We start from the raw sequence: 24,549 nt of genomic DNA on the forward strand, positions 1-24,549 counted from the left end.
CTACGCTCATTTTCATGAAATTCGGAACCAAGGCTATCCACGCTGGCGTGCACCCCGACCCCGAAACCGGGGCCATCATGACGCCCATCTACCAGACCTCGACCTATGTGCAACGCTCCCCCGGCGACCACAAAGGCTTTGAGTACTCGCGCACCCACAACCCCACCCGCACCCAGCTTCAGGATGCGCTGGCGGCGCTGGATGGCGGTAAGCACGGCCTGGCATTTGCCTCGGGTATGGCGGCCATCGACTGCATTGTGAAGCTGCTGCAGCCCGGCGACGAGGTCATCAGCACCAACGACCTGTATGGCGGCTCCTACCGTCTGTTTACCAAGGTGTACGCCACCTATGGCATCAAATTTCACTTCGTGCCCATGCACGACATGGCAGCCGTGGAAGCGGCCGTGACCGAGCGCACCAAGCTGATCTGGGTGGAAACGCCCACCAACCCGCTGCTTAACGTAATTGACATTGCTGCCGCCTCGGCCGTGGCCAAGAAGGCCGGTGCTTTGCTGGTGGTGGATAACACATTCAGCACGCCCTACCTGCAAACCCCGCTGGAGCTGGGTGCCGATATGGTGATGTACTCGCTGACTAAGTACATGGGCGGCCACTCCGATACCGTAATGGGTGCCGTGGTGGTGAACGACGACGAACTGCATCAGCGCCTGAGCTTCTACCAGAACGCCTGCGGTGGCACGCCCGGCCCCCAGGACTGCTTCCTGGTGCTGCGCGGCCTCAAAACTCTGCACGTGCGCATGCAGCGCCACTGCGAAAACGGCCGCAAAGTAGCCGAGTACCTTAAGGCGCACCCCAAAGTGGAGAAGGTGTACTGGCCCGGTTTCCAGGACCACCCCAACCACGCCGTGGCGGCCAAGCAGATGCGCGACTTCGGGGGCATGATTTCCTTCGTGCTGAAGGGTGACCGGAAGGAGGACGCCATTGCCTGCCTCGAGAAATTCCAGCTGTTCTCTCTGGCCGAAAGCCTGGGCGGCGTGGAAAGCCTCTCGGGCCACCCCGCCACCATGACGCACGCCAGCATTCCGGCCGAAGAGCGCCGCAAAGCCGGCCTGTCCGACTCGCTGATTCGCCTGAGCGTGGGCATCGAGGACGTGGAAGACCTCATCGACGACCTGAAGCAGGCCATTGGCTAAGCCATTGGCTGCTGCCAGCAATACAAAGCGCCCCCGCAACCAAACAGGTGCGGGGGCGCTTTGCGTTAGTGACGTGCCGTCGGAGCCGGGCAATCTGTCGGCAACGGGCTGTCGTATGTGTCCGGGTTAATTTCGTTGCTAATGCTGCTTCATTTTCGTTGTATCTGGTTGTTACTGCTGGTGCTGGTGGGGTGCGCGGAGCCATCTTCGGCACCCGCCCCCAGCCCGGCTCCGCCCGCTCCTGTGCCCACCACCCCGACCAATACGGTCAGCTACCTGGCGCTGGGCGACTCCTACACCATCGGGCAGAGCGTACCGGCCGCCGACCGATGGTGCGTGCAGCTGGCCCAACTGGCTCAGGCCGAAGGCGTGCAACCACCTGATATCATTGCCCAGACTGGCTGGACCACCGGGGAACTGCAGCAGGCCATTGTCGCGGCCAATGTGCAGAAAACATACGGACTAGTGTCGTTGATGATTGGCGTCAACAACCAGTACCGGGGCCTGCCACTGGACACATACCGCACCGAGTTTCGGCAGCTGGTTCAAACTGCCATTGGGTTTGCCGGCGGTCAGTCTCGCCGCGTATTCGTGCTGTCCATTCCCGACTGGGGCCAGACCCCGGCCGGGCGTGGCTACTCCCAGGCCCGTATCAGTCAGGAAATTGACCAGTTCAACGCCGCCGCCCGGGAGGAATGCGCAAAAGCCACAGTGGAGTTTGTGGACATTACTGACCTTACCCGCGCCACCAACTTCGACCCGGCCCAGTTTGCGCCGGATGGCCTGCATTACTCCGGGCTGCATATGCGTCAGTGGGCCGGCCGGGCGTTGCCCGTTGTGCGGCAAATAGTGAAGTAAGCGCGCAGCATCGGTCATAAATTATCGTTTTGATGAGGGGGAAGCAGACATCGGTTCGGCCGCTGGAAGCCGTCGGGCCGGATGCCGTTGTTTCGTCGTTGTTCGGGTGTCAGCAAACGGAATTTCTAATCCCAGCCCACTGGCGAGAAACAAAACCGCCGGCTGGTTGTACTACTCGCACTTACCTCGAAAGCCGCTGGCTTCGGGGGCGTTTTTAGCTTTGCCGCGTGAAAAATTACCTCTCAGCCGCCCTTGCCCCGCAGGATAGCCGGTTGACAACCGCCCGCTTTTCCTCTGTCATCACCGTTCAGCCCGGTTGCCGGGTAGGCGTGGGGTGCTGTTGCTGTTGTTGAGATGAGTCAATGGCCGGGTTAAAAACGTCTGAGCCTTTTTTACCGGTAGTATTTCTGAGCTGAGTGCGGCCAGCCTAGTGCTGATGTAGTGCGTATGCGGCTTGAAAGGCCCTTGAAAGAAACCGGCCTCTGTTTTACTGACCTGCGGTTACTGACTGATAACCGGCTTCCCTGTTGCCGGAAGCTGACTTGGCCAGTGTGTTGGTGATGTTGTTTGCTTCTGTCTCTGAGTGCTACTAAGGTGGCCGTGGCAGTTGATATTCCCTTTTTTCTTTTGTTATGAAGCACCTGTTCTCCCCACGTTTGGGGCTGGTAACGGCATTGTCGTTGACCAGCTTTGCTGCTGTTGCCCAAACTATCAGCGTATCGGGCCGCGTGACCAATGCGGCCGGCGAAGGCCAGCCCGGCGTAACGGTACTGGAGCGTGGCACCAGCAACGGCACCAGCACCGATGCCGACGGCCGCTACCGCCTGGAAGTTGCGCCCACCGCCACGCTGGTATTTTCGGCCATTGGCGCCGCCACTCAGCAACTCCCGCTGAGCGGCCGCACCAGCCTGGATGTGCGCCTGCAGGACAATGAAACGGCCCTGAATGAAGTGGTGGTAACCGGCTCCCGGGCCACCGAGGGCCGCTCCAATATCCTGACCACGTCGCCCGTCGATGTAATTGCAGCCCGCGAAATCCGGGCCTACGCCCAGACCGACGTCACCCAGATTCTGACATACATTGCTCCCTCGTTTCAGAGTAGCCGCCAGACTGTAACTGATGGCACCGACTTCGTGGACCCCGCCACGTTGCGCGGCCTGGGCCCCGACCAGGTGCTGGTGCTGGTGAACGGCAAGCGTCGTCATACTTCGGCCTTGGTGAACATCAACGGTACGCCAGGCCGCGGCTCGGTGGGTACCGATATGAACGTAATTCCGCCGGCTGCCATTAAGCGCATTGAGGTACTACGCGAGGGTGCGGCAGCCCAGTACGGCTCCGATGCCATTGCGGGCGTTATCAACATCCAGCTCAAGGACGATACTACCGGCGTGAACGTGAGCAGCACCGTGGGCCAGACGGTGGAAGGCGACGGGGAACTGGTGCAGGCCGACGCCAACGCCGGTTTCGGGCTGGGCCGCCGGGGCTTCGTGAACGTGAGCGGGCAGTTCAGCAACCGCAGCTACGTGGACCGCAGCCGCCCCGATACGGCCCCGCTGATTTACCTGGGCAGCAACGGCAATTACCCCGGCGGTCTTTCCGACCAGCAGAAGCGCGACTTGAAGGCTCAGGACGATGCGTTGGTGGCGGAGCGGGGCTACAACCGCCGCAACATCCGCGTCGGCAGCTCCGACGTGCGCACCTACGGGGGCTTCCTGAATGCGGCCTATGATCTGGCCCCCGGCCTGGGCCTGGAAGCTTACGTAACCGGCGGCCTCACGCGGCGCACCGGCCGGGCCGGAGCCCTCTACCGCCTGCCCAACCAGGCCACCCAAAGCGACCTGACGATTTACCCCAATGGCTACCTGCCCTTCATCAACAGTACTGTGGATGATGCCTCTCTCATTACCGGGGTGCGGGGGCAGGTGTTGGGCTTCGCGGCCGACCTGAGCAACACCTACGGCCGCAACAGCCTGCGCTACGACGTAACCAACTCGCTCAACGCCTCGCTGCCCCAGGGAACCAGCCCCAGGGAGTTTTACGCGGGCACGCTCATTTTTCAGCAGAACACCGTGAACCTGGGCTTCTCGCGCAAGTTCACCAGCGTACCCGTGCTCAGTACCCTGAACGTGGCGTTCGGGGGCGAATTCCGGGCGGATATGTTTGAGATTGAGGCGGGCGAGGAAGGATCTTACCTGGCCGGCACGCGCACCGTGAACGGGGCCCGCGCTGCCTTCGGAGCCCAGGGCTTCCCCGGCTACAAGCCCCAGGACGCCGCCAGTCACACCCGCACCAACGTGGCCGGCTACGTGGATCTGGAAAGTGACATCACCGAGAAGCTGCTGGTGAGCGTAGCCGGCCGGGCCGAGCGGTATTCGGATTTCGGCAACAACGTGAGCGGCAAAGTGGCCGCCCGCTACAGCATTCTGCCCGATGTGGCGGTGCGTGGCAACCTGGGCAACGGCTTCCGGGCCCCTTCGCTGCAGCAGCGCTACTTCACCAACTCCAGCACCCAGTTTACCAGCGGGGAGCTGCGCGAGGTGCTTACCACCAACAACGATGACCCGCTGACCCGGGCTTTCGGTATTGGCTCGCTGAAGCAGGAAAAATCGAAGAACTACAGCCTGGGCCTCACGGCGCGCGTGCTCCGGACCATTACCCTCACGGTGGACGCCTACCAGATTGACATCAAGGACCGGATTGTGCTCAGCAGCCAGTTCAACCGCAGCAACGCCGCCGTCAACCAGATTCTGGGCACGCTACCGGTACAGGGTATCCAGTTCTTCGCCAACGCGGTGAACACCCGTACCCGTGGCCTGGATATTGTGGCGGCTGAGCGGCTGCAACTGGGCCCTGACAGCCGCCTGACTCTCACGGCCGCGGCCAACTTCAATGAAACTAAGGTGCGCAGCTTCAACAGCTCGCCCTTCATTGATGCCAATCCCAGCCTGCAGAACACGCTGTTCGACCGCGCCCAGCGGGCCCGCCTCGAAAACGGCCAGCCCCGCAGCAAAATTAACCTCAGCGCCGACTATGGCTACAAGATTTTCAGTGTGAACCTGCGCACCGTGCGCTTTGGGGAAATCCAGACCAAGGATGCCAACCCCGACCGGTCCTTTATCGACCAGACCTTTGCGGCCAAGTGGGTAACGGATTTGGTGCTCAGTGCTCAGGTAATCAAGAATGTAGGCGTCAGCATCGGGGTCAACAACCTGTTCAATATCTACCCCGACCGGCTCTACCAGGACCCCAACAACAATGAACAAAGCCTGACCTACTCCACACTAGACGCTACCAACCGGGGCCGTTTCCCCTACAGCTCCAACCAGTTCGGCTACAGCGGCGCCTTTTACTTCGGCCGCGTGAATGTGTCGTTCTAATGGCTGGATGGCTTTTCGGCTGAACACAAAACGGCCGGCTTCCTGTGCAGGGAGCCGGCCGTTTTGTATCTGATGATGTAGAGTTACTCGCGCAGCAACCGGAACTGCTGCTGTCCATCGGCGGTGCGGGCTATGTACAGGCCTGGTGCCAGTGCGGCTGTAGGTTGCCACTGCACGTGGCCATCGGAGCGGCTGGTAAGGTGGGCTACTGCGCGGCCCAGACCATCAAATACTGTAATGAGCTGCGTGCCGGGCTTTGGCAAGGTAAATTGTACCTGTTCGCGGAAGGGGGTGGGGTAGGCCGCAAGCAGCGTGGCTTTGGGTACGGCAGAGCCTGTAACGACCCGGTTTGTCACTTCAATTGTAACGGCCCGAATTTCTCGACCAATCTGTTGGCAGAAATCATCGGTAACTGACACTGCAAACGAATAACGGCCCAACGGTAGAGACGTGGGCACCTGCCAGGTAAAACGTCCCTGCGTAGCGGATATGTTTTGGATGGTGGGGAAAGTAGTGGAAGGATACAGTGCACTGTACAGCAAAGGCGCAGAGCTGCTGAAACGAAGCGGCTGCCCAACATCAGGGTCGGTAGCTGTGAGGGTCAGGTCAATGGTTTGCCCAGGGTTTACAGGAATGGGCCGCGTGAAGTCTAGAGTGGTATTCCCACGCTGCAGTGTGGTGAAATGAGGATTACTATTAGTTGCCAAAGCGGCTCGTGCAGTATATAGCATATCATATTGGATACTGCCGATTTTAGTCCAGATACCGTTGAGGCGTCGAAATTCATTAGCCTGAATGACAACTATGTAGTAGCCTTGTACAAGAGTGAAGGGAACCGTCTCCAGTACGCCAGTAATGGCATCGAGCCGAAAGTGGGACGGTTGGTAGAAGCCGGCGGCTGGCTGAGGGCAGCTTTGCGCAGTAAATCCCTGCTTAGGCGTTACAAACTCGTAGGCAACAGAATCACCATCAACTTCGGCCGCTTTTGCCGTGAACTGATGATACTGGCTGCCATTGAGGTTGAGTATATCGGTAGAAACAAATTCAGGCGAATTGTTAACCAAGCCAGTTGAGTTATCCAGAGTTGCGAAGATGGTGCCACTGGTAGTTACGGAGTACGTGATATTGATGATACCTTCCTTTCGGTTGGCATTATCAATCAAGAGTGTCCACCGGTTTGGTGGAAGAGTAACTATACCAGTGTACAGGTTTTTTTTGATGCCAAATGAGCCGCATTGAGTGGACCCTAGTAACTCGACACGCTGCCGAGGTATTTGTAGCGTAACATCATGTTGCAAGGCGGTAGCACACCCATTCTCCAGATTGGGCAAGCAATGCAGGTTTGTTAAGGGCTCATCGGCCACGTTGGGCGAAGCATCTGTGTACAAAATAACCTGCACCTCATACTGATTGGGCTGTGGAAGGTGGCGGTAGGTGATGGTACCAGCCAGATAGTGCGTGGCATGAGCGGCCAAGCTACCGCATAGCAACAGAGCGCAGATAATCAGGCGGGGAATAAAAGAGGGCTGCATAGCTAGATAGATGTTAGTATATTGAATAATAGCAATAAAAAACTAAAATGTTCTACTTCCCACCCGCCGTGGAGTTGCTGTCCAGAATCTTCAGCAGCTCGTTGAGCTTAGGCGTCAGGATGATTTCGGTGCGGCGGTTCAGGGCCTTGTTCTGGGGCGAGTCGTTGGCGGCAACGGGCACGTACTGGCTGCGGCCCGAGGCCGTTACGCGCTCCGGGGCTACACCGCCGGTAGTGAGCAGGCGGGCAATTTCGGTGGCGCGCAGCACGCTTAGGTCCCAGTTGTCCTGCATAGCCCCGGCCGGACGGCTGAAGGGCACGTTATCGGTGTGGCCTTCCACTACCACGTTCACATCGGGTTGCTGCTGCAGCACAGTAGCCAGCTGTTTCAGAGCTTCCTGGCCCTTGGGGTCAACCTTGGTGGAGCCCGATTTGAACAGGAGCTGCTCGGAGAGGGACACGTACACTTTGCCGTCCTTCATCTTCACCTGCAGATCGGTGCCCTGGAAGCCGCGCAACGCGTTGCTCACGCTGGCTTTAAGGGCATCCACAGCCCGGTCTTTTTCGGCCAGGGCTTTCTGCAGCTCAGCCAGCCTGGCTTCTCGGGCTGTGAGGTCGGCGGTGAGCTTGTCGATGTCGGCGCGGCTCTTGCGCAGGTTGGTGTCCAGCTCGCCCAGCTCGGCCTCGCGGCGGGCCAGGTCCTTGGCAACCTTATTATAGTCGGCCGATTTATCGGCCATGGCCCGGTCCGAGTTCTTCAGCAGCTTGTCGTAGCTGTCGGTAAGCTGGGCGTTGAGCTGGCGTGTGCGGCGCAGGCTGCGGCCGGTTTCAGTGGAGTCATCTACCAGGCGGCGGGTTTCCAGGCGCAGCTGGGCCACTTCATCCGAGGATTTTTTCAGCTCCGCTACGGCTTTGCGGTATTGCTGCTCTGATTCGGTTTTGGCCTGCTCGGTGGCGGCTTGGCGGGCTTTCAGGTCGTCGTATTTCTTGGAGGCCACGCAGCCGGGCAGGGCCGAGGCGGCCAGCAGCGTACAGAAAGCAAAAGCGGGAAAGTGTTTCACAGGCGGAAAGAAATCAAGCGAGAAAAGCGGAAAGGCCGAACGTGTAGGTTAGTGGCTTCCGGGCGGCAAGGTAAGGCCCCGGCGGCGGATGTGCTACCGGTAGCTACCGGAGCAGCAATTACGTAAACGGCTGGTTCCGCATCTTTCCTAACATCTTCCCTCATGGCTTCCATCCTTGATAAACTGCCCGCCGAAACGGCCGCCCTACTGGACTACCAGTGCCACACCTTCCCGAAAGAACAGCTGCACCAGCCCGGCTCCGATTTTCTGGACCGGTGCTTCGTGCCTGGTAACCGCACCCCACAGGTGCTGCGCAGCCTCGGTCAGCTCTACCACCACGGCCGCCTGGCCGGCACCGGCTACCTGAGCATCCTGCCCGTCGACCAGGGTATTGAGCACACGGCCGGCGCTTCCTTCGGGCCCAACCCAATGTACTTCGACCCCGAAAACATCATCAGGCTGGCCGTGGAAGGCGGCTGCAACGCCGTGGCTACTACGTTCGGCACGTTCGGGACGGTGGCGCGGCGCTACGCCCACAAAATTCCGTTTCTGGTCAAAATCAACCACAACGAGCTGCTGACCTACCCCAATAAGTACGACCAGATTCTGTTTGGCTCGGTGGAGGAAGCCTGGAACCTGGGTGCTACGGCCGTGGGGGCTACCATTTACTTTGGCTCCGAAGAGTCAGGCCGGCAGATTCAGGAGGTGTCGGCGGCGTTTGAGCGGGCCCACGAGCTGGGTATGGCCACGGTGCTGTGGTGCTACCTCCGCAACAACGCATTCAAAACTGCCGACAAGGATTTCCACGTGGCCGCCGACCTGACCGGGCAGGCCAACCACCTCGGTGTTACCATCGGGGCCGATATCATCAAGCAGAAGCTGCCGGAAAACAACGGCGGCTTCTCGGCCCTGAAGTTCGGTAAAACCCACCCGGCCATGTACGAGCAGCTCAGCACCGAAAATCCCATCGACCTGACGCGCTACCAGGTGGCCAACTGCTACATGGGCCGCATCGGCCTCATCAACTCCGGCGGGGAAAGCCTGGGGGCCGGCGACCGGGACGCCGCCATTCGCACGGCCATCATCAATAAGCGCGCCGGTGGGCAGGGCCTTATTTCGGGCCGCAAAGCCTTCCAGCGGCCCTTCGCGGAAGGGGTTGACCTGCTGCACGCCATTCAGGATGTGTACCTGGATAAGCGGATTACACTGGCGTAGGACAGAACGTCAGTTCAAGTGCAGCCGAGGAATCTCGCGTGCTGATGCGGCAAAGGTACTCCTAACGTCAGCACGCGAGATTCCTCGGCTGCGCTCGGAATGACGTACCCACCTGTTACCTGCGTCACTATCTTTACCTTTATTCGCATTTCGCACTGTTGGATTCTGCCGTAACTTGCACCTCGGCAGTGCAGGCCGTACTCTGTTTGCGGCCTGTACGCACTCCTCTCCATTGACTCAAGCACCCCTCTCCATATGTCATCTTGGTTTAAGCGCAAAGAAAAAGGCATTGTAACGCCCACGGAGCAGAAAAAAGAGACGCCCGACGGCCTCTGGTACAAGTGCCCAGAGTGCAAAACCGTGGCCACCATGGCCGAGCATAAGCGCCTGCTTTCTACCTGCGGCAACTGCGGCCACCACGACCGGATTGATGCCGCCGACTATTTCGAGTTTCTGTTTGATAACCACCAGTACCAGGAGCTGGACGCCGATATGCACTCGGCCGACCCCCTTCACTTCGTGGATACCAAAGCCTATCCGCAGCGCGTGGCGGCCACGGAGCGCAGCACCGGCCTGAAGGATGCCGTGCGCTCGGCCCACGGCCAGATGAACGGGATGGGCCTGGTAGTAGCCGCTATGGATTTCAAATTCATTGGCGGCTCCATGGGCTCAGTAGTAGGAGAAAAGATTGCCCGGGCTATTGACTACGCCCGCCAGAACCGCCTGCCTTTTCTCATGATTTCGCGCTCCGGTGGGGCCCGTATGATGGAGGCTGGCTTCTCGCTGATGCAGATGGCCAAAACTTCGGCCAAGCTCGCGCTGCTCTCAGAAGCCGGTTTGCCCTACATTTCCCTGCTCACCGACCCCACTACGGGCGGCGTAACGGCTTCCTTCGCCATGCTCGGCGACTTCAACATTGCTGAGCCGGGCGCGCTTATCGGGTTTGCCGGCCCCCGGGTTATCAAGGAAACCATCGGTAAGGACTTGCCCAAGGGTTTCCAGAGTGCCGAGTTTGTGCTGGAACACGGTTTCCTCGATTTCATTGTGGATCGGAAGGAACTGAAAAATAAACTCACCGAGCTGCTGACGATGCTGAAGCCGGTGGAAGTAGCTGCTGCTGAGCCGGCTACCATCACAGGATAGGCAGTACTGCGCTTTGCTGAAAATTTTCGGCAATCTTTTTGGCTAAAGCCCGTTAGATGCGCATTCGGCGCATTTAACGGGCTTTTTCTGAATCAGGCCAAGGCTTGGGCATTCTTTTCAGGAATGGTATAGAATCAAATCTATATTCGCCGAACATTTTTAACCGAACCGCAGTAAGAACCTGCAAAACCAATCAAACTGCTCTCTTCTCACCACCAAGTTTTCTCTTCCTATGACTTCTCGCAATTCGCTTCTGACGTTGTTGATGGCCTTCGTGCTTTTCGTAAGCTCCTGCGCCACTACCCGCAACCCTAACATTCCGGAGGCTGATACCAACGGTACGGGTCCCCGCAAAACCGGCATGAGCAAAACCGCTAAGGGCGGCATCATCGGGGCCGGTGGCGGTGCCGTGGTAGGCGGCGTGCTGGGCCGCGTAATTGGCGGTAAAAACGGCACGGCTGCCGGCGCTATTATTGGTGCTGCCGTGGGTGGTACCGGTGGAGCCCTCATCGGCCGCAAAATGGATAAGCAGGCCGAAGAGCTGCAGCGCGACATGCAGAACGCCAAAGTGGAGCGCGTAGGCGAGGGTATCAAAATCACCTTCGACTCGGGTATCCTCTTCGATACCAACAAGAGCGACCTGCGCCCTGCTTCGATGACCGAAATCCAGAAAATGGCTGAGGTTCTGAAGAAGTACCCCGATACCAACGTACTGATTGAAGGTCACACCGATGCCAGCGGCTCGGACGCCATCAACCAGCCGTTGTCGGAGCGCCGGGCCCAGGCCGTGGCTAACTACACTACCTCGCAGGGTGTCGATGCGGCCCGTATCACTACCCAGGGTTACGGCTCCAGCCAGCCCATCGGCGACAACAGCACGGTGGAAGGCAAGCAGGCAAACCGCCGCGTAGAAATTGCCATTTTCGCCAACGAAAAAATGAAGAAGGCTGCCGAGAAAGGCACGCTGTAATTCAGAGGCACCTGCCAACAGAAAAGCCACTTCTTCGGAGGTGGCTTTTTTTGTGCCCCTCAAGCACCAGGGAGTTGCCGGGTACTGATTTGCTTAACCAGAGTGGCTGCTTGCAATACCGGTTACTGGTGATTTAACTGGTTGATGCTAAGGATAGATAATCAAGTTGCGAGAATGGTAAAATAGTGCTGAAAGCATATTTGCGCAGTATTTTGATAATTTTCCGACTGCAGAATCGTTTTTGGCAAGGTGGTTGCAAAACCTTCCTCACAAAGGCAGCAGCCTCTCACTGGTTTTTGTACTGATCCTTTTTGCTGCTTTTCCCTTTACTTCACACCAACACACTAACCTCCCCCAAACCTCATGAAGAACCTTCGTTCATTATTCGTCCTGATGCTGGCAGTGCTGCTGCTGGGCAGCAACTATGCCGAGGCTCAGACCACTACTACCAAAAAGCCCTGGAGCAAAACCGCCAAGGGTGCCGTAATTGGTGGCTTGGGTGGTGCAGCCGGTGGTGCGGTGCTGGGCCGCGTAATTGGCGGTAAGTCGGGCACGGCTAAGGGTGCTATTATCGGTGCCGCCGTAGGTGGTGCCGGTGGAGCCCTGATTGGCCGCCGCATGGATAAACAGGCCGCTGAATTGCAGCGCGAAATGGCAGGCGCTAAAGTAGAGCGCGTAGGTGAGGGTATCAAAATCACCTTCGACTCGGGTTTGCTGTTCGCCAAAAACTCGTCGGCCCTGACGGCTACCGCCCAGGACAACATCAAGGAGCTGGCTAAGACCCTCATCAAGTACGGCGACACCAACGTAATTGTAGAAGGCCACACCGACAACACCGGTACCGATGCCATCAACAACCCCCTGTCGCAGCGCCGGGCCCAGGCCGTGGCCAACTACACCCAGCAGCAAGGCGTTGATGCCTCGCGCTTCACGGTAACCGGCTACGGCTCTACTCAGCCTATTGCTGATAACTCGACGGAAGCTGGCCGCGTGGCTAACCGCCGCGTAGAGGTAGCCATTTTCGCCAACGAAAAGCTGAAGAAGGCTGCTGAGAAAGGCACCATCTAAGCATAGTAGTCAGAATTTTTTCAGGCGGCCCCGTCACCGGTTTGGTGGCGGGGCCGTACTGTTTGCAGTGCTTCTGTCATTTGTGCCCTATGCCTGCCACCTACGCTTCCTCGCCCGCCGAGAAAACCCAGGAAAACCACGCCGCGCTCAACCGGTTTTACCCGCCCCTGACGCTGGATAAGCCGCGCCGCTCACCCATGCGGGAGCTAATTTCCACGGTGTTGTCGCACCGCACCACCCACGCCGACGAGGAGCTGGCCTACGACCGGATGCTGGAAGCTTTTGGCGACTGGGCCGGCGTGCTGGCTGCGCCCACCGCGGAGTTGGCCCACGCCATCCGGACCACCCGCTGGCCCGATACCCAGGCCCCGCGTATCCAGGAAATTCTGCGCCGCATCAAGGCGGAGCGGGGCGAGTTCAGCTTGGATTTTCTATCTGACTGGACGACGGAGCAGGCTATGGACTGGCTGAACGATATGCCAGGCATCGGGCTGAAAACGGCTTCCTTGGTGCTGCTGTTCAACTTCCATAAGCCCGTGCTGCCCGTCGATGCCCATGTGCACCGCGTGGCCCAGCGCGTGGGCATGATAGGACCCAAAGTATCGGTGGAGAAGGCGCACCAGCTGTTGCTGGAGCAGCTACCCAAGGATGCCCTCACGCTGCTCAACTTTCACAAGCACAACTACTGGCACGGGCAGCAGATCTGCTTTTTTCTGAAACCCAACTGTGCCCGGTGCCCGCTCAAAGGCTTTTGCAACTATTATCAGGAGCACTTCGGCCCCGCTACCCTGGAGGCCCTGGCGGCCACGCCGGCGCACTGGGATGAGGCGTGGGGTAAACTGCCGCATTAATCTTTTTGCTGTTAGCTGATAGCGGTTAGCTGTTAGCTTTGGGGCGGCATTGCTGCTAACAGCTAACGGCCATCAGCTAACAGCTCAAAAAATGCGCTTCGTAAATCACCCGGTCCTGTGCAATTACTACGTCACGTACCGGTGCAATGCCAAGTGCTCCTTCTGCGACATCTGGGAAAAACCCTCGCCCTACATTACCCTGGCCGATGTGGAGCAGAACCTGCGCGACCTGAAACGGCTGGGCGTATCGGTGGTAGACTTTACGGGCGGCGAGCCGCTGCTGCACCGGCAGATTCACGAGTTTGTAGGGCTGGCCCACGATATGGGCTTTATCACCACGCTTACCACCAACTGCCTGCTGTACCCCAAATACGCCGAGCGGCTGCGGGGCAAGGTGGATATGCTGCATTTCTCTCTGGATGCCTCCGAAAAGGAAGTGCACGACAAGGGTAGGGGCGTAGCCTGCTTTGATTTTGTGCTGGAAAGCATACGGGTAGCCCGGGAGTTGGGCGAGCGGCCGGATATTCTGTTCACGGTATTCCGCGAAAACCTGGCCGACCTGGAAAAGGTGTACCGGGAGATTACGCAGCCCAATAAGTTGATGCTGATTTTGAACCCGGCCTTCGAGTACAACTCGGTGGAAACCGGCGAGCAGCTCACGGCGGAGGAGCTGGATTACCTGTCGGCCTTGGGGAAGCGGCCGGGCGTGTACCTGAACGAGGCCTTTATCCAGCTCCGGCGCGACGGGGGCAACCACGTGGCCGCGCCGGTGTGCCGGGCAGCCAGCACTACGCTGGTTATTTCGCCCAGCAACGAACTGGTGCTGCCCTGCTACCACCTGGGCGAGCAGAAATTCCCGATTGAGGGCCGCCTGCTCGAGCTATACAACTCCGCGCCGGTGCAGCAGCTGGCGGCGCTGGAAGGCCGGCTGCCGCAATGCGAAGGCTGCACCATCAACTGCTACATGCAGCCCAGCTTCGCCGTCGAAACCAGCAAATACTTCTGGCAGGCGCTGCCCAGTACCCTCAAGTACAACTGGGAGAAAGGCACCTGGAAACGGATGCTGGCCCGCTAGATTTTTTCACCATACACTGACCACCGCATGCCCGCTCTCATTCTGCCCGTTCAGGGCAAACACCCGCAATTCGGCCCCGACTGTTTTATTGCCGATAATGCCACCGTGGTGGGCGACGTGACGCTGGGACGGGGCTGTACCGTGTGGTTTCAGGCCGTAGTGCGCGGGGATGTGAACAGCATCCGGGTCGGCGACGAAACCAACATTCAGGATGGTGCCGTGATTCATTGCACTTATCTGAAAGCGGCAACGGTTATCGGCTCCCGCGTCAGCATCGGACATAAGGCCATTGTGCACGGCTGCACCGTGCAGGACGACGTGCTCATTGGCATGGGGACCATTGTGATGGACCGGGCTGTGGTGGGGGCTGGCTGCATTGTGGCCGCCGGAGCCGTAGTGCTGGAAGGCACCGAGTGTGAGCCGGGCTATTTGTACGCTGGTATCCCGGCCCGCAAAATCAAGCCGGTAACCGAGGAGCAGCGCACCGGCATGCGCCAGACGGCCGCCAATTACCAGATGTACGCCGGGTGGTTCCAGCCATAGTAGTAGTACCACCCGGCTATGTTTCGGTAACGATAGGCACCCATAAAAAAAGCTCCGTCAGGTTCCTGACGGAGCTTTTTTGCGGTTTAGCTACCGGACTTACAGCGCTAATGCTTCACCGGTATCTTCTACCTGTTCCTCGGCATTGGTTACCCGCAGCTGCACCAGTTCCACGGCGCGGCCGGCGCGTTTCAGCACCCGGAACTCGTAATTGTCGAGCACAGCCACGTCGCCTACTTCCGGAATGTTGCCATACAGCACGTTGAGCAGGCCGCCCACGGTTTCGTAGTCGTCGCCTTCGGGCAGGGGATAGGGCAGGTATTCGTTGGCGTCGGAAATGGGCGTAGAGGTATTGACGCGGTATTCGCTTTCCGACACCTTCTCTACTACCGGCACCTCGTTATCATATTCGTCTTGGATTTCACCTACCAGCTCTTCTACAATATCCTCCATGGTCACAATGCCCGATACGCCGCCGAATTCATCGGATACCACGGCCATGTGCATGTGCTTGCGCTGGAACTGGCGCAGCAGGCGGTTGATTTTCTTGGTTTCGGGCACGAAGTAGGCAGGGCGCATAATCTTGGCCAGCTCAATGGGCTCCTGGCGGCGGATAATCTGCAGCAGATCCTTCACGTAGAGCACCCCCACAATGTTGTCGATGTTGCCCTCATACACTGGAATCCGCGAGAACCCCTCGTTGTACACGGTTTCCAGCACGGCATCCTGCGGCGTGTTGATATCAATGGCCGAGAGCTTGGTGCGGGGCACCATAATCTGCTTCACCATCCGGTCGTTGAACTCAAACACATTTTCCAGCAGCTCGTGCTCCGATTCCTGCAGCTCCCCGCTCTGCTTGCTCTGGTCCAGCAGCAGGCGCAGCTCCTCCGAGGTATGCACCTCATGCTCGTGCACGGAGCCCACCCCGAACAGGCCCAGCACCAGGTTCGAGAGCTTATCGAGCAGCCAGATAAAGGGGAAAGTAATAAAGGCAAAGGCCCGCAGCGGAATAGCAATGGCAATGCTTACGTTTTCCGGCTTTCGGATGGCCAGTACCTTCGGAGCCTGCTCGCCCAGCACAATGTGCATGGTAGTAATAAGCGTGAAGGAGGTGCCAATGGCAATCTGATGAACCAGTGTCGGGCTCACGGTAAGCCCCAGCTTGTCAATAATGGCCAGCACTACTTCGGCTACTACACTCTCGCCTACCCAACCCAGGGCCAGTGAGGCTACCGTAATACCTAGTTGCGTAGCTGAGAGGTAATAGTTGAGGTCGTGCAACATGCTCTGCACGAGCTTGGCCAGGCGGTTGCCGCTCTGGGCCTTGATATCTATCTGCGACGGCCGAACCTTGACGAAGGCGAATTCTGCTGCTACAAAAAAGCCATTCAGCAATACCAGCAGAATGGTCAATACTACATTTAAAGCCATAGGTGCGGAAGCCTGACTCGACCGGTCGGCCTTCCATTGTAAGGCAAAAATACGACATTCGACGCAAGCGGTTGGAAAATACCGCGGTTTACCTAAATATATCCGCATCGGCCGCCGGAAGCTACATCTGGCCTTCATGCGGAAAAACTACTTTTCACAGTTGGCTGTTGCCGTTTCTGCCGACCTTTACGTTTCGGTTCCGACTAGTCCGTCGTTTTACTTTCGCTTCATGCTCCGCCGATCCTCTTTTCTGTTTTCGTTGCTGCTCATCGTGCTATTGTCCCTGGGGGCTACGGCGCAGGTATTACAGCCTACCAAGCTATCCACGGCCCTCAGCAAGCCCACCGCCAAAGTAGGCGAGGAGCTGGACCTCATCGTGACGGCCCGCATCGATGACAAGTGGCACCTCTACGCCACCGACTTCGACCCTGACCTGGGGCCTACGGTTTTCACGTTCACCTTTGCCAAAAGTCCTGCCTATGAACTGGTGGGTAAACCCAAATCCATCGGGGCCACCAAGCACTACGACGATATTTTCAAGGGCAACGTCACATATTTCGAGAAGACCGGTCGCATTACCCAGCGCATCCGGGTGCTGCAGCCCGGTCCGCTCACCATCAAAGCCGAAACCGAGTTCCAGAGCTGCACCGACGTGGACGGCCGCTGCATTCCCGGTGAGGAAAGCCTAAGCTTCGGGCCCATTGAGGTAACCGGCACCGCAGCAGCCCCTGCCACTCCGGCTCCGGCCAAAGGCAGCACCGGCACGGTAGTACCGGCTGCAACGCCAGCTACGGCAACCAGCACTGCTTCCGCTGCCGATACGGCGGCTACTACGGCCGCAGCTGCAGCTACAACAACTGCCGTAGCCCCCATCACTGAGGCGGCTCCGGCTGCTGCAACTGCACCGGCTGCGGCTCTGGCAGCACCAGCTACTGCGGCTGCCGCTGCTTCAAGCCAGGGTGGCAGCCTGTGGGGCTTCGCGCTGCTGGCGTTTATTTCAGGGTTAGGCGCACTGCTCACGCCTTGCGTATTTCCCCTGATTCCGATGACGGTTTCCATCTTCACTAAGGGCTCCGCCAACCGACAGCAGGGTATCCTGAAGGCCGTGTTCTATGGCCTTTCCATCGTGTTTATTTACGTAGTGGTGGGCCTGCTTACCACGGTGCTGCTCGGTGCCGACGGTCTGAACCTCATCAGCACCCATTGGCTGCCCAACCTTATTTTCTTCGTGGTGTTCGTGGTATTCGGGCTGTCCTTTCTGGGCCTGTTTGAAATTACGTTGCCCCACGGGATGGTGAATAAGATTGATGCGCAGGCGGACAAAGGCGGCTGGGGCGGTGTGTTCTTCATGGCCCTAACCCTGGTAGTAGTGTCATTTAGCTGCACCGGGCCCATTGTAGGCTCTATCCTGGCAATGGCCGCCCAGGGCGAGCGAATTCAGCCGGTTATCGGCATGCTGGGCTTTTCCCTGGCCTTTGCGTTGCCCTTTATGCTTTTTGCGTTGTTTCCAACGTGGCTGAAAGGCCTGCCCAGCTCCGGCGGCTGGCTGAACACGGTAAAGGTGACGCTGGGCTTTGTGGAGTTGATGCTGGCCCTGAAGTTCCTGAGCATGGCCGACCTGGCCTACCACTGGAACCTGCTCCCCCGCGACTTATATCTGGTCCTCTGGATTGCGCTGTCGGGTTTGTTGGGCGTGTACCTGCTGGGCCACTTTAAGCTCTCCCACGATTCCGACTTGACGCACCTGAGCGTAGGGCGCCTTCTGATGGCGGTGCTGGCCTTCAGCTTCATGACCTATTTGATTCCGGGCCTGTTCGGGGCCCCACTGCCGTTGCTGGCAGGCTACCTGCCACCCCAGAGCCGCTCCGATTTTTCGGTGGCCGGCGGTGGTGCGGCTGCCGTGCCGACCTCCCTGCCCAGCGCCCAGTGCGAAGCGCCCCGCTATGCCGATTTTCTGGAACTGCCCCACGGCCTGTCTGGCTACTTTGATCTGGAGCAGGCCAAACGCTGCGCCAAGGCTGCCAATAAGCCCTTGTTCATTGATTTCACCGGTCACGCCTGCGTAAACTGCCGCAAAATGGAAGCTACCGTCTGGAGCGACCCGCGGGTGCTCAAACGCCTGCGCGAAGATTATGTGGTTGTAGCCCTGTACGTGGATGACAAGCAGGAACTGCCCCGCAACGAGTGGTATACCTCCGCCCACGACCACAAGGAAAAAACCACGCTGGGCAAGAAGAACGCCGACTTACAGCTTACCGGCTTCAACGTAAATGCCCAGCCCTACTACGTACTGCTCGACCCCAACTCCCCCGCCGACCTAAGCCACACCCTCGCCACCCCGGTAGCATACGAGGATAATGTGAGCAACTTTGTGAAGTTTCTGGATGCCGGCCTGGCCCGTTACAAGCAGCAGGTAGCCGCCCGTTAAGCGGCCCATGCAAGCTTTCAATGCAAAAAACTCCTCCCGAATAATTTTCAGGAGGAGTTTTTTGCATTGAAAGCTTACAGCATTCTACGGAAGTAATGCAACCAGGTAAGGCCTTTTTTGCCTATATACTGTGCAATTCTTACAAGAAAACCTGACCTTTGCGGCCGAAAAGGAAAACCGGCCCACGACAGAAAACGAAGTGGAAGGTGATAGAACGGTACGGGTACAGAGAGAAAAAGAAAAGGCGGCACCCACCCAGATGCCGCCTCTCGATTCAGAACGTACCCACCCAGATACGCCCCGTTTTTCCTCCTCACATAATCCACCCTTTTTGCTGTAGAAGAAGGAGTCGAACCTCCACGGAGTGGTTAGCCGGCCGCCGGACCAGTTTTTCCCGAATCTCCACCCCCGAGAGAGGAGGGCGTGTCTGCCAGTTTCACCATTCTACACTGTTGAAAACAATCCGCCGCCGCTTGCGTTGGATTATGACAAATGTACTAGCTTGATCTAAGTAATAAAATAATTTCAGACATTTGCAGGAAAATTTACATACTTTTTAAAAAAGAAAAACTTTCATTGAAATATAGGTAATCAACACCCTGAAAAATGGCCCGTAATTACGAACTTGACGACACCGACCGGAAGATTCTGGCCCTGTTGATTGACGATGCAAAAATGCCGTACACTGAAATTGCCCGAAAGGTGCATGTTTCAGGCGGAACAGTACATGTTCGGATGGCCCGACTGGAAGAACTAGGCATTGTGCAGGGCGCAACGCTTAAGATTGATTACCAGAAGCTTGGCTACGGTGTGCGGGCATTTCTGGGAATTTATCTGCAGAAAAGCTCCGTGTACGAAAGTGTAGTGACGGCCCTGCGTCTGATTCCGGAAGTTGTGAGCATTGACTTCACGACGGGTGCCTACGGCATCTTTGCCCGCCTGATCTGCCGCGACACCAACCACCTGCGGGAAGTGCTGCACGAACAGATTCAGCTGATTGAAGGTATTGAACGCACGGAAACGCTTATTTCGCTGGAAGAAGCCTTTAACCGGCCCATCCAACTGCAGGAAATAGAGGAGGACGCGGGCTAAATCTGGGTTCAGATTGCCTCTCAGCAGTATGCCGCTGCTCCAGTTGTGGAGTAGCGGCTTCTGTGTTTTACACGGCTCCGTAGCAGCCCGCATTGCCTGAAAATAGGCGGGCTCCCAGCCAGAATAGCATTTTTCGGTTGAAGTTGATTGCTTGCTTGGGCCTTGATTCGTAGAGGGTTATATTTCGTATATCCGTGCAGGTATTTTAATCTGGCAACTCCATGAGGATTCAGTACGCGCTTCTCTTGTCTGTAGCACTGTTTGCCCGGTCAGGCCAGGGGCAAAGCCTGCCGGCAGTGTATTTGAATGACCGAGATGAGGCCACGGTGCCCGATAGTGCTACCCACTACCGGCTTGTGGACCGCAAAAATGAGCTGCTGGGCACGTACGCCATGCGCGAGTACGCGTTGTCGGGTACGCTGCTGCTGAAAGGCACGCTTTCTTCCATTGACCCCCCGGTACGCAACGGACTGCTGACGTGGTACCATCCTACGGGTAGTAAAGCCGCGCAGGTACATTACCACGATGATGAAGCCGACGGGCTCTATCTGGGCTGGTACGACGACGGCCGCGTAAGTCAGCGCGGCGACTATGCCGACGGACAGCGCGTAGGCCGCTGGATTACCGTACACCGCAACGGCCAGAAACGCTCAGAAGGGCGTTACAACAACGGCCGACCAGTGGGGGAGTGGCGCTACTACTATGATACGGGAGAACTAAGTGCTATTGAAATGCCTGACCGCCACGGTAAGCCTTTGGCCCTGGCTTTCTTCAATAAAGATGGCTCGCCCTACATGGGCCGCGTCCGCACCCGGGAGTATCCGCAGTTTCCGGGGGGCGAGGCGGCATTGCTGAACTATATTGAGCGCAACACGGCTTACCCGCGCAACATTCGCCGAAAGGGAATTACTGGCAACGTCTATGTCAGCTATACGGTGGGAGAAGATGGCCGCGTGGGGCAAGTGCGCGTGGTACAGGGCCTGGCCCCTGATGCCGACCAGGAGGCCCGGCGGGTAGTGGCCAGCCTGCCACCGTTTGAGCCGGGGCGCGAGTACAACCTGCCCACAGCCATGACGTTCACTATCCCTATTCATTTTGCCCCGAATTTTTCCTTAACCTCCGGTGTAAAGCCACCCCAGGTGCCGCCCTCCGAGGCCCGGGCAGCGGCTCCCGACCCGGAAACTGAGTAGCTGATCCGGAAAAATCTGTAGTGGGGATTAAACTTCGGTAACCGGCGTCCTTCTTACTGGCAAAAGCAACCCTCACTACACACGCAGTTTACCATGAAGCGCTTCTCATTTCTCGCCGTTACCGCTCTGTTGTTCAGCCTTGCCGCCAGTGCGCAGGTTGCTCCCCGCCGCCACGACCAGGCCCGCATCCGGCAGGGCGTACGCTCCGGCCAGCTGACCCGCGCTGAGGCAGTACGCGTAGAAGCCAAGCAGGCACAAGCTGCTCAGGCCCGCCAGGGTGCCCGCGCCGATGGTATAGTAACACCCGATGAGCGGAAGGTAGTACGCCGCGAAGAACGCCAGGCTGACCGGGCCCTGTACCGCCAGAAGCACGACGGTCAGACGCGGATAGTACGCTAACTCTGGCCCTGAACTCATTCAAGGAAATACAAAAGCGCCCCGGTCTGCCAGCAGACCGGGGCGCTTTTGGTATGTGTCAGGCTAGGGCTTAGGCCGTAACCTGCGCGTCCAGCTTCTGGGCCAATACGTGCTTCGGAACGGCACCTACCTGCTTATCCACAACCTGGCCGTTCTTGAACACCAGCAGCGTGGGGATGCTGCGGATGCCAAACTTGGCGGAAGTCTGGGGGTTCGAGTCAACGTCAACTTTGCCGATAACGGCTTTGCCTTCATATTCGCCGGCCAGCTCTTCTACTACCGGGCCCACCATGCGGCAGGGGCCGCACCATTCGGCCCAAAAGTCTACCAGTACCGGCTTATCGGAGTTGATAATCTGGTCGAAGTTAGCATCGGTAATTTCGATGGCTTTATGTCCCATAATTGTAGGGTTTTTGATGAAATGTGTCTGTACGCTTGTCTGAGCACCTTGTACGTACAAGCGGGCCGCAAGGTAGCAGATTGCGTTCCAACAAGCAGCGCGCCGGAAAGTTCACTTCGGCCAGAGTGGCAGAAGTCTGGCTGAGTCAACGCAGTTGCCCGCTACTACCGGCCCGCATGCAGGCCGGTAGTAGCGGGCGGTATTCGGCACCCGATATTAGATTAGGAGTGATAAGCCCGGGCATATTCCTGCGCCCGGTTGCGTAGCTTATAAAACACATAGAGGTTGAAGAAGTGCATGCCGCCCAGAATCAGAATGATGGTGCCGATTTTGATGCTGAGCGTTTCCACGCTGCCCTGGTAGCTGGTTACGGCCTCCGTGGTGCGTAGCGTGAGCGTGGCATAGCCGATATTGACGAGGTAAAAGCCCGTCAGCAGCAGCTTGTTCACGGAGTCAGCCAGCTGCTCATTGCCATGAAAAATATCGACCAGAAACAGCCGGCCGTTCTTGAACAGCGTGCGGGCCACCCAGATGGTCAGCAGCACCGTAACGGGCAAATACACTCCGTAAACCAGCAGATAGTAGTTCATGACGTTGAAAGGTTTGAGGGTGAAAAAATGATAAGTGACAGGTAAGGTGTTTTGCGGGAGAAGCTGAGCCGATTTTGCTGCTGATGACCTCAGTTGGTGCCTGGAGTCTCTTCCAAAGCCAGCTAGCCAGCGGAACCAATCTGCGGAAGTAACTCATGCAGAGCGGCGGGGCAGTTGGGGAAGCGGAACCGGAAGCCCGCTTCCAGTAGCCGCTGCGGTGCCACTTTGCGGCTTTTCAGGATTAGCTCGGTTTCGGTGCGTAGCAGAAAGGCTCCGATTTCCAGCAGCCACCGGGGCTGCGGCAGGTGCCAGCGGGGGCGGTAGTGATGGTCGAGCAGGGCGTTGAACTCATCGTTGCGGATGTGGTGTGGGGCACACAGGTTGAATACGCCCTCCAGAGCCGGAGTAGCAACCAGAAACTCCACGGCCCGGCAGAAATCTGTGGCGTGTAGCCAGCTTATCCACTGCTGCCCGGTGCCCTGGGGGGTACTGGGGCCGCGCCGGGCCAGTCGGGCCATCACGGGCAGCGCCCCACCATCGGCTCACAGCACAATGGCCGTCCGCAGCGCCACGCGCCTGGTGGGCAGCACGGGGGCGAGGTTGAACTCTGCTTCCCACTGCTGTGCCACCATCTCGGAGAAGCCGCGCCCGATGCGTCCGGCAGCCTCCGTGTTGGCCGGGGCCGCGCCGGTCGTGTCTTCGTAAATGGTAGCGGTGGAGGAGTTCAGCCACACGGCCGGCGGGTTCTGGCACTGCGCTACAGCTTCGCCCAGCACCCGCGTACTCTCGGTGCGGCTGCGTACAATGGCGTACCGGTTGACAGCGTGGTAGCGGCAATCCACCGATTTACCGGCCAGATTAATGAGAGCCGCCGCTCCTTCCAGCATCTTGGCCCAGGGCCCGAGCGTGCGGCCGTCCCAGGCTACCTCCCCAAACCGCTTGGCCCGGCGGGTAAGCGTGAGCACCTCATAGCCCAACTGCCGAAAATGCAGCGCCAACTGCCGACCCAAAAAGCCCGTGCCACCGGCTAGTACCAAAAGAGGCTGGTTCATGAGAGATGAATTGAGAAATTAGAATGATATATAGTTTCGAACTTTCAATAAAAAATGAAATAAACAAGCAAAAAAATAAGCCGCCCGCTACCCGGGACGCATCAGCTTCATGAACGTGCTCAAAAACCAGTTTTCATCAGCCTTAATGAGGGTGGAAGCAGCTTTGTCAGCAAACTCGGCGAAGTTCTGGATACTACCAATCATCTGGGTGAAGGCCGCCGTTTCTTCTGGTGTAGCCGTGGGAGTAGCTTCTACTTGGCTGATTTCGCCTAGCACGCGCATGATGGGTTCCAGCTCCCGCTTGCGGCGCTCTTTCAGGATAAGAGTGGCTACGCGGTGAATGTCTTTCTCGGCCGAGAAAAATTCCCGCCGCTCGCCCGGCCGCAATTCCTTGCGCACAATACCCCAGTCCATGAGGGCCCGCACATTCAGGTTCACGTTGCCCCGCGAAATCTGGAGCTGCTCCATGATATCCTCGGTGCTGAGCGAGCCTACGGAAACCAGCAGCAACGCGTGCACCTGCGCCATCGTCCGGCTCACGCCCCAGGCCGAGCCCAGGGTGCCCCAGCCTTCAATGAACTTGCTTTTGGCTTCGTCGAGTTGCATGGTTCAAATGTAGTAGAGTATTTCAAACTTTCAATAAAAATTGAAAGAATATTTCAAGATGAGTACAGTGCTCTGCAGAAAGACTATTTCATTAGTGCTGTGGCATCATTGTGTGCTTTTAGGAATGCACGCCTATCATCATTGAAATCAGCAGAATCCATACGCACATAGCGTATAGTTCCAGCAAATATCAAGGTATCCTCCAGGCTGCTGAACATTATAGGAAGTTTATAGCCTGTGCAGCCTTGAGTAAGTGTAATAGAGTCGCCAGAGGGGCTGAATTGTGCCGTGCGAACCCCCGAAAAGTGTACAGTCACTAAATGAATGCGCTCCTTGATCTTTATGAAGCAGATGCTCTCATTTGGCTCGCCTGATAAAGAAGCTGTTGAAACCGGACGCCATGCTCCCAGCACTGCCGCTTCAGCAACAGAATGCGGCTTGGTGCAGCTACTCATACAAAGCAAGCTACCTAACACCAATAAAATATATATAGTCAT

General features: G+C 57.8%; 24 protein-coding genes. 15 read left to right on the forward strand and 9 right to left on the reverse strand.

The annotated features are described in order from the left end of the window. Positions 1-14 precede the first annotated feature (14 nt). From EI291_RS03470 to EI291_RS03480, 3 genes are all read left to right on the forward strand, one after another. Positions 15-1,154, forward strand: a complete 1,140-nt coding sequence (locus EI291_RS03470) for a cystathionine gamma-synthase (RefSeq protein WP_125417993.1) — start codon at positions 15-17, stop codon at positions 1,152-1,154. A 141-nt stretch (positions 1,155-1,295) separates the two neighbouring features. Further along, positions 1,296-2,012: an SGNH/GDSL hydrolase family protein gene (locus EI291_RS03475; protein ID WP_125417995.1), complete on the forward strand. Its 717-nt coding sequence runs from the start codon at positions 1,296-1,298 to the stop codon at positions 2,010-2,012. Positions 2,013-2,644: 632 nt separating this feature from the next. Then, a complete protein-coding gene (locus tag EI291_RS03480) occupies positions 2,645-5,389 on the forward strand; it encodes a TonB-dependent receptor (RefSeq protein ID WP_125417997.1) in 2,745 nt (914 codons plus the stop codon). Between the two features lie 83 nt (positions 5,390-5,472). On the opposite strand, the gene EI291_RS03485 is transcribed toward EI291_RS03480, so the two are convergent. After that, complete coding sequence (locus EI291_RS03485; RefSeq protein WP_125417999.1) at positions 5,473-6,921, reverse strand: T9SS type A sorting domain-containing protein; 1,449 nt, start codon at positions 6,919-6,921, stop codon at positions 5,473-5,475. Positions 6,922-6,973: 52 nt separating this feature from the next. Continuing rightward, a complete protein-coding gene (locus EI291_RS03490) occupies positions 6,974-7,981 on the reverse strand; it encodes an OmpA/MotB family protein (protein WP_240635348.1) in 1,008 nt (335 codons plus the stop codon). A 162-nt stretch (positions 7,982-8,143) separates the two neighbouring features. On the opposite strand from EI291_RS03490, the gene EI291_RS03495 reads away from it, so the two are divergent. The 7 genes from EI291_RS03495 to EI291_RS03525 all read left to right on the forward strand — a co-directional run bounded on the left by EI291_RS03495 (position 8,144) and on the right by EI291_RS03525 (position 14,846). After that, positions 8,144-9,196, forward strand: a complete 1,053-nt coding sequence (locus EI291_RS03495; RefSeq protein ID WP_125418001.1) for a class I fructose-bisphosphate aldolase — start codon at positions 8,144-8,146, stop codon at positions 9,194-9,196. A 255-nt stretch (positions 9,197-9,451) separates the two neighbouring features. Next, on the forward strand, positions 9,452-10,339 hold the full coding sequence (gene accD / locus EI291_RS03500; RefSeq protein ID WP_125418003.1) for an acetyl-CoA carboxylase, carboxyltransferase subunit beta: 888 nt from the start codon (positions 9,452-9,454) through the stop codon (positions 10,337-10,339). A gap of 232 nt (positions 10,340-10,571) precedes the next feature. Next, the gene (locus tag EI291_RS03505) at positions 10,572-11,309 is read left to right on the forward strand and encodes an OmpA family protein (RefSeq protein ID WP_240635350.1); all 738 of its coding nucleotides are present in this window, start codon (positions 10,572-10,574) and stop codon (positions 11,307-11,309) included. A gap of 363 nt (positions 11,310-11,672) precedes the next feature. After that, the gene (locus EI291_RS03510) at positions 11,673-12,377 is read left to right on the forward strand and encodes an OmpA family protein (RefSeq protein WP_125418005.1); all 705 of its coding nucleotides are present in this window, start codon (positions 11,673-11,675) and stop codon (positions 12,375-12,377) included. Between the two features lie 89 nt (positions 12,378-12,466). Further along, positions 12,467-13,228 carry an endonuclease III domain-containing protein gene (locus tag EI291_RS03515; protein ID WP_125418007.1) on the forward strand — a complete coding sequence of 254 codons (762 nt, stop codon included), beginning with the start codon at positions 12,467-12,469 and terminating at the stop codon, positions 13,226-13,228. A 91-nt stretch (positions 13,229-13,319) separates the two neighbouring features. Then, positions 13,320-14,303, forward strand: a complete 984-nt coding sequence (locus tag EI291_RS03520; protein ID WP_125418009.1) for a radical SAM protein — start codon at positions 13,320-13,322, stop codon at positions 14,301-14,303. A gap of 27 nt (positions 14,304-14,330) precedes the next feature. Then, positions 14,331-14,846 carry a gamma carbonic anhydrase family protein gene (locus tag EI291_RS03525; RefSeq protein ID WP_125418011.1) on the forward strand — a complete coding sequence of 172 codons (516 nt, stop codon included), beginning with the start codon at positions 14,331-14,333 and terminating at the stop codon, positions 14,844-14,846. Between the two features lie 99 nt (positions 14,847-14,945). On the opposite strand, the gene EI291_RS03530 is transcribed toward EI291_RS03525, so the two are convergent. Further along, a complete protein-coding gene (locus EI291_RS03530; protein WP_170172481.1) occupies positions 14,946-16,277 on the reverse strand; it encodes a hemolysin family protein in 1,332 nt (443 codons plus the stop codon). A 229-nt stretch (positions 16,278-16,506) separates the two neighbouring features. Between EI291_RS03530 and EI291_RS03535 the strand changes: the two genes are divergently transcribed. From EI291_RS03535 to EI291_RS03550, 5 genes are all read left to right on the forward strand, one after another. After that, the gene (locus EI291_RS03535; protein ID WP_125418013.1) at positions 16,507-18,705 is read left to right on the forward strand and encodes a protein-disulfide reductase DsbD family protein; all 2,199 of its coding nucleotides are present in this window, start codon (positions 16,507-16,509) and stop codon (positions 18,703-18,705) included. Positions 18,706-18,835: 130 nt separating this feature from the next. Beyond that, positions 18,836-19,045 (forward strand): hypothetical protein, encoded by a 210-nt coding sequence (locus EI291_RS22590; RefSeq protein ID WP_148103373.1) that lies wholly within the window; start codon positions 18,836-18,838, stop codon positions 19,043-19,045. A 266-nt stretch (positions 19,046-19,311) separates the two neighbouring features. Further along, entirely contained in the window at positions 19,312-19,797 is a 486-nt protein-coding gene (locus tag EI291_RS03540; protein ID WP_125418015.1) for an AsnC family transcriptional regulator, read from the forward strand. A gap of 302 nt (positions 19,798-20,099) precedes the next feature. Further along, positions 20,100-20,987, forward strand: a complete 888-nt coding sequence (locus tag EI291_RS03545) for an energy transducer TonB (RefSeq protein ID WP_170172482.1) — start codon at positions 20,100-20,102, stop codon at positions 20,985-20,987. A gap of 93 nt (positions 20,988-21,080) precedes the next feature. Next, on the forward strand, positions 21,081-21,386 hold the full coding sequence (locus EI291_RS03550; protein ID WP_125418019.1) for a hypothetical protein: 306 nt from the start codon (positions 21,081-21,083) through the stop codon (positions 21,384-21,386). 88 nt (positions 21,387-21,474) lie between these two features. On the opposite strand, the gene trxA is transcribed toward EI291_RS03550, so the two are convergent. The 6 genes from trxA to EI291_RS22595 form a co-directional block, all read right to left on the reverse strand. Continuing rightward, positions 21,475-21,804: a thioredoxin gene (trxA, locus tag EI291_RS03555; protein ID WP_044003005.1), complete on the reverse strand. Its 330-nt coding sequence runs from the start codon at positions 21,802-21,804 to the stop codon at positions 21,475-21,477. A gap of 221 nt (positions 21,805-22,025) precedes the next feature. Beyond that, positions 22,026-22,394 (reverse strand): hypothetical protein, encoded by a 369-nt coding sequence (locus tag EI291_RS03560; RefSeq protein ID WP_125418021.1) that lies wholly within the window; start codon positions 22,392-22,394, stop codon positions 22,026-22,028. Between the two features lie 122 nt (positions 22,395-22,516). After that, on the reverse strand, positions 22,517-22,912 hold the full coding sequence (locus EI291_RS23005; RefSeq protein ID WP_205701556.1) for a DUF1731 domain-containing protein: 396 nt from the start codon (positions 22,910-22,912) through the stop codon (positions 22,517-22,519). A 24-nt stretch (positions 22,913-22,936) separates the two neighbouring features. Next, the gene (locus EI291_RS23010; protein ID WP_205701557.1) at positions 22,937-23,446 is read right to left on the reverse strand and encodes an NAD-dependent epimerase/dehydratase family protein; all 510 of its coding nucleotides are present in this window, start codon (positions 23,444-23,446) and stop codon (positions 22,937-22,939) included. Positions 23,447-23,533: 87 nt separating this feature from the next. Continuing rightward, a complete protein-coding gene (locus EI291_RS03570) occupies positions 23,534-24,052 on the reverse strand; it encodes a GbsR/MarR family transcriptional regulator (RefSeq protein WP_125418023.1) in 519 nt (172 codons plus the stop codon). A gap of 83 nt (positions 24,053-24,135) precedes the next feature. Beyond that, positions 24,136-24,549: a hypothetical protein gene (locus tag EI291_RS22595; RefSeq protein ID WP_148103374.1), complete on the reverse strand. Its 414-nt coding sequence runs from the start codon at positions 24,547-24,549 to the stop codon at positions 24,136-24,138.

The organism is Hymenobacter rigui (genome assembly GCF_003944715.1).
Classification (GTDB): domain Bacteria; phylum Bacteroidota; class Bacteroidia; order Cytophagales; family Hymenobacteraceae; genus Hymenobacter; species Hymenobacter rigui.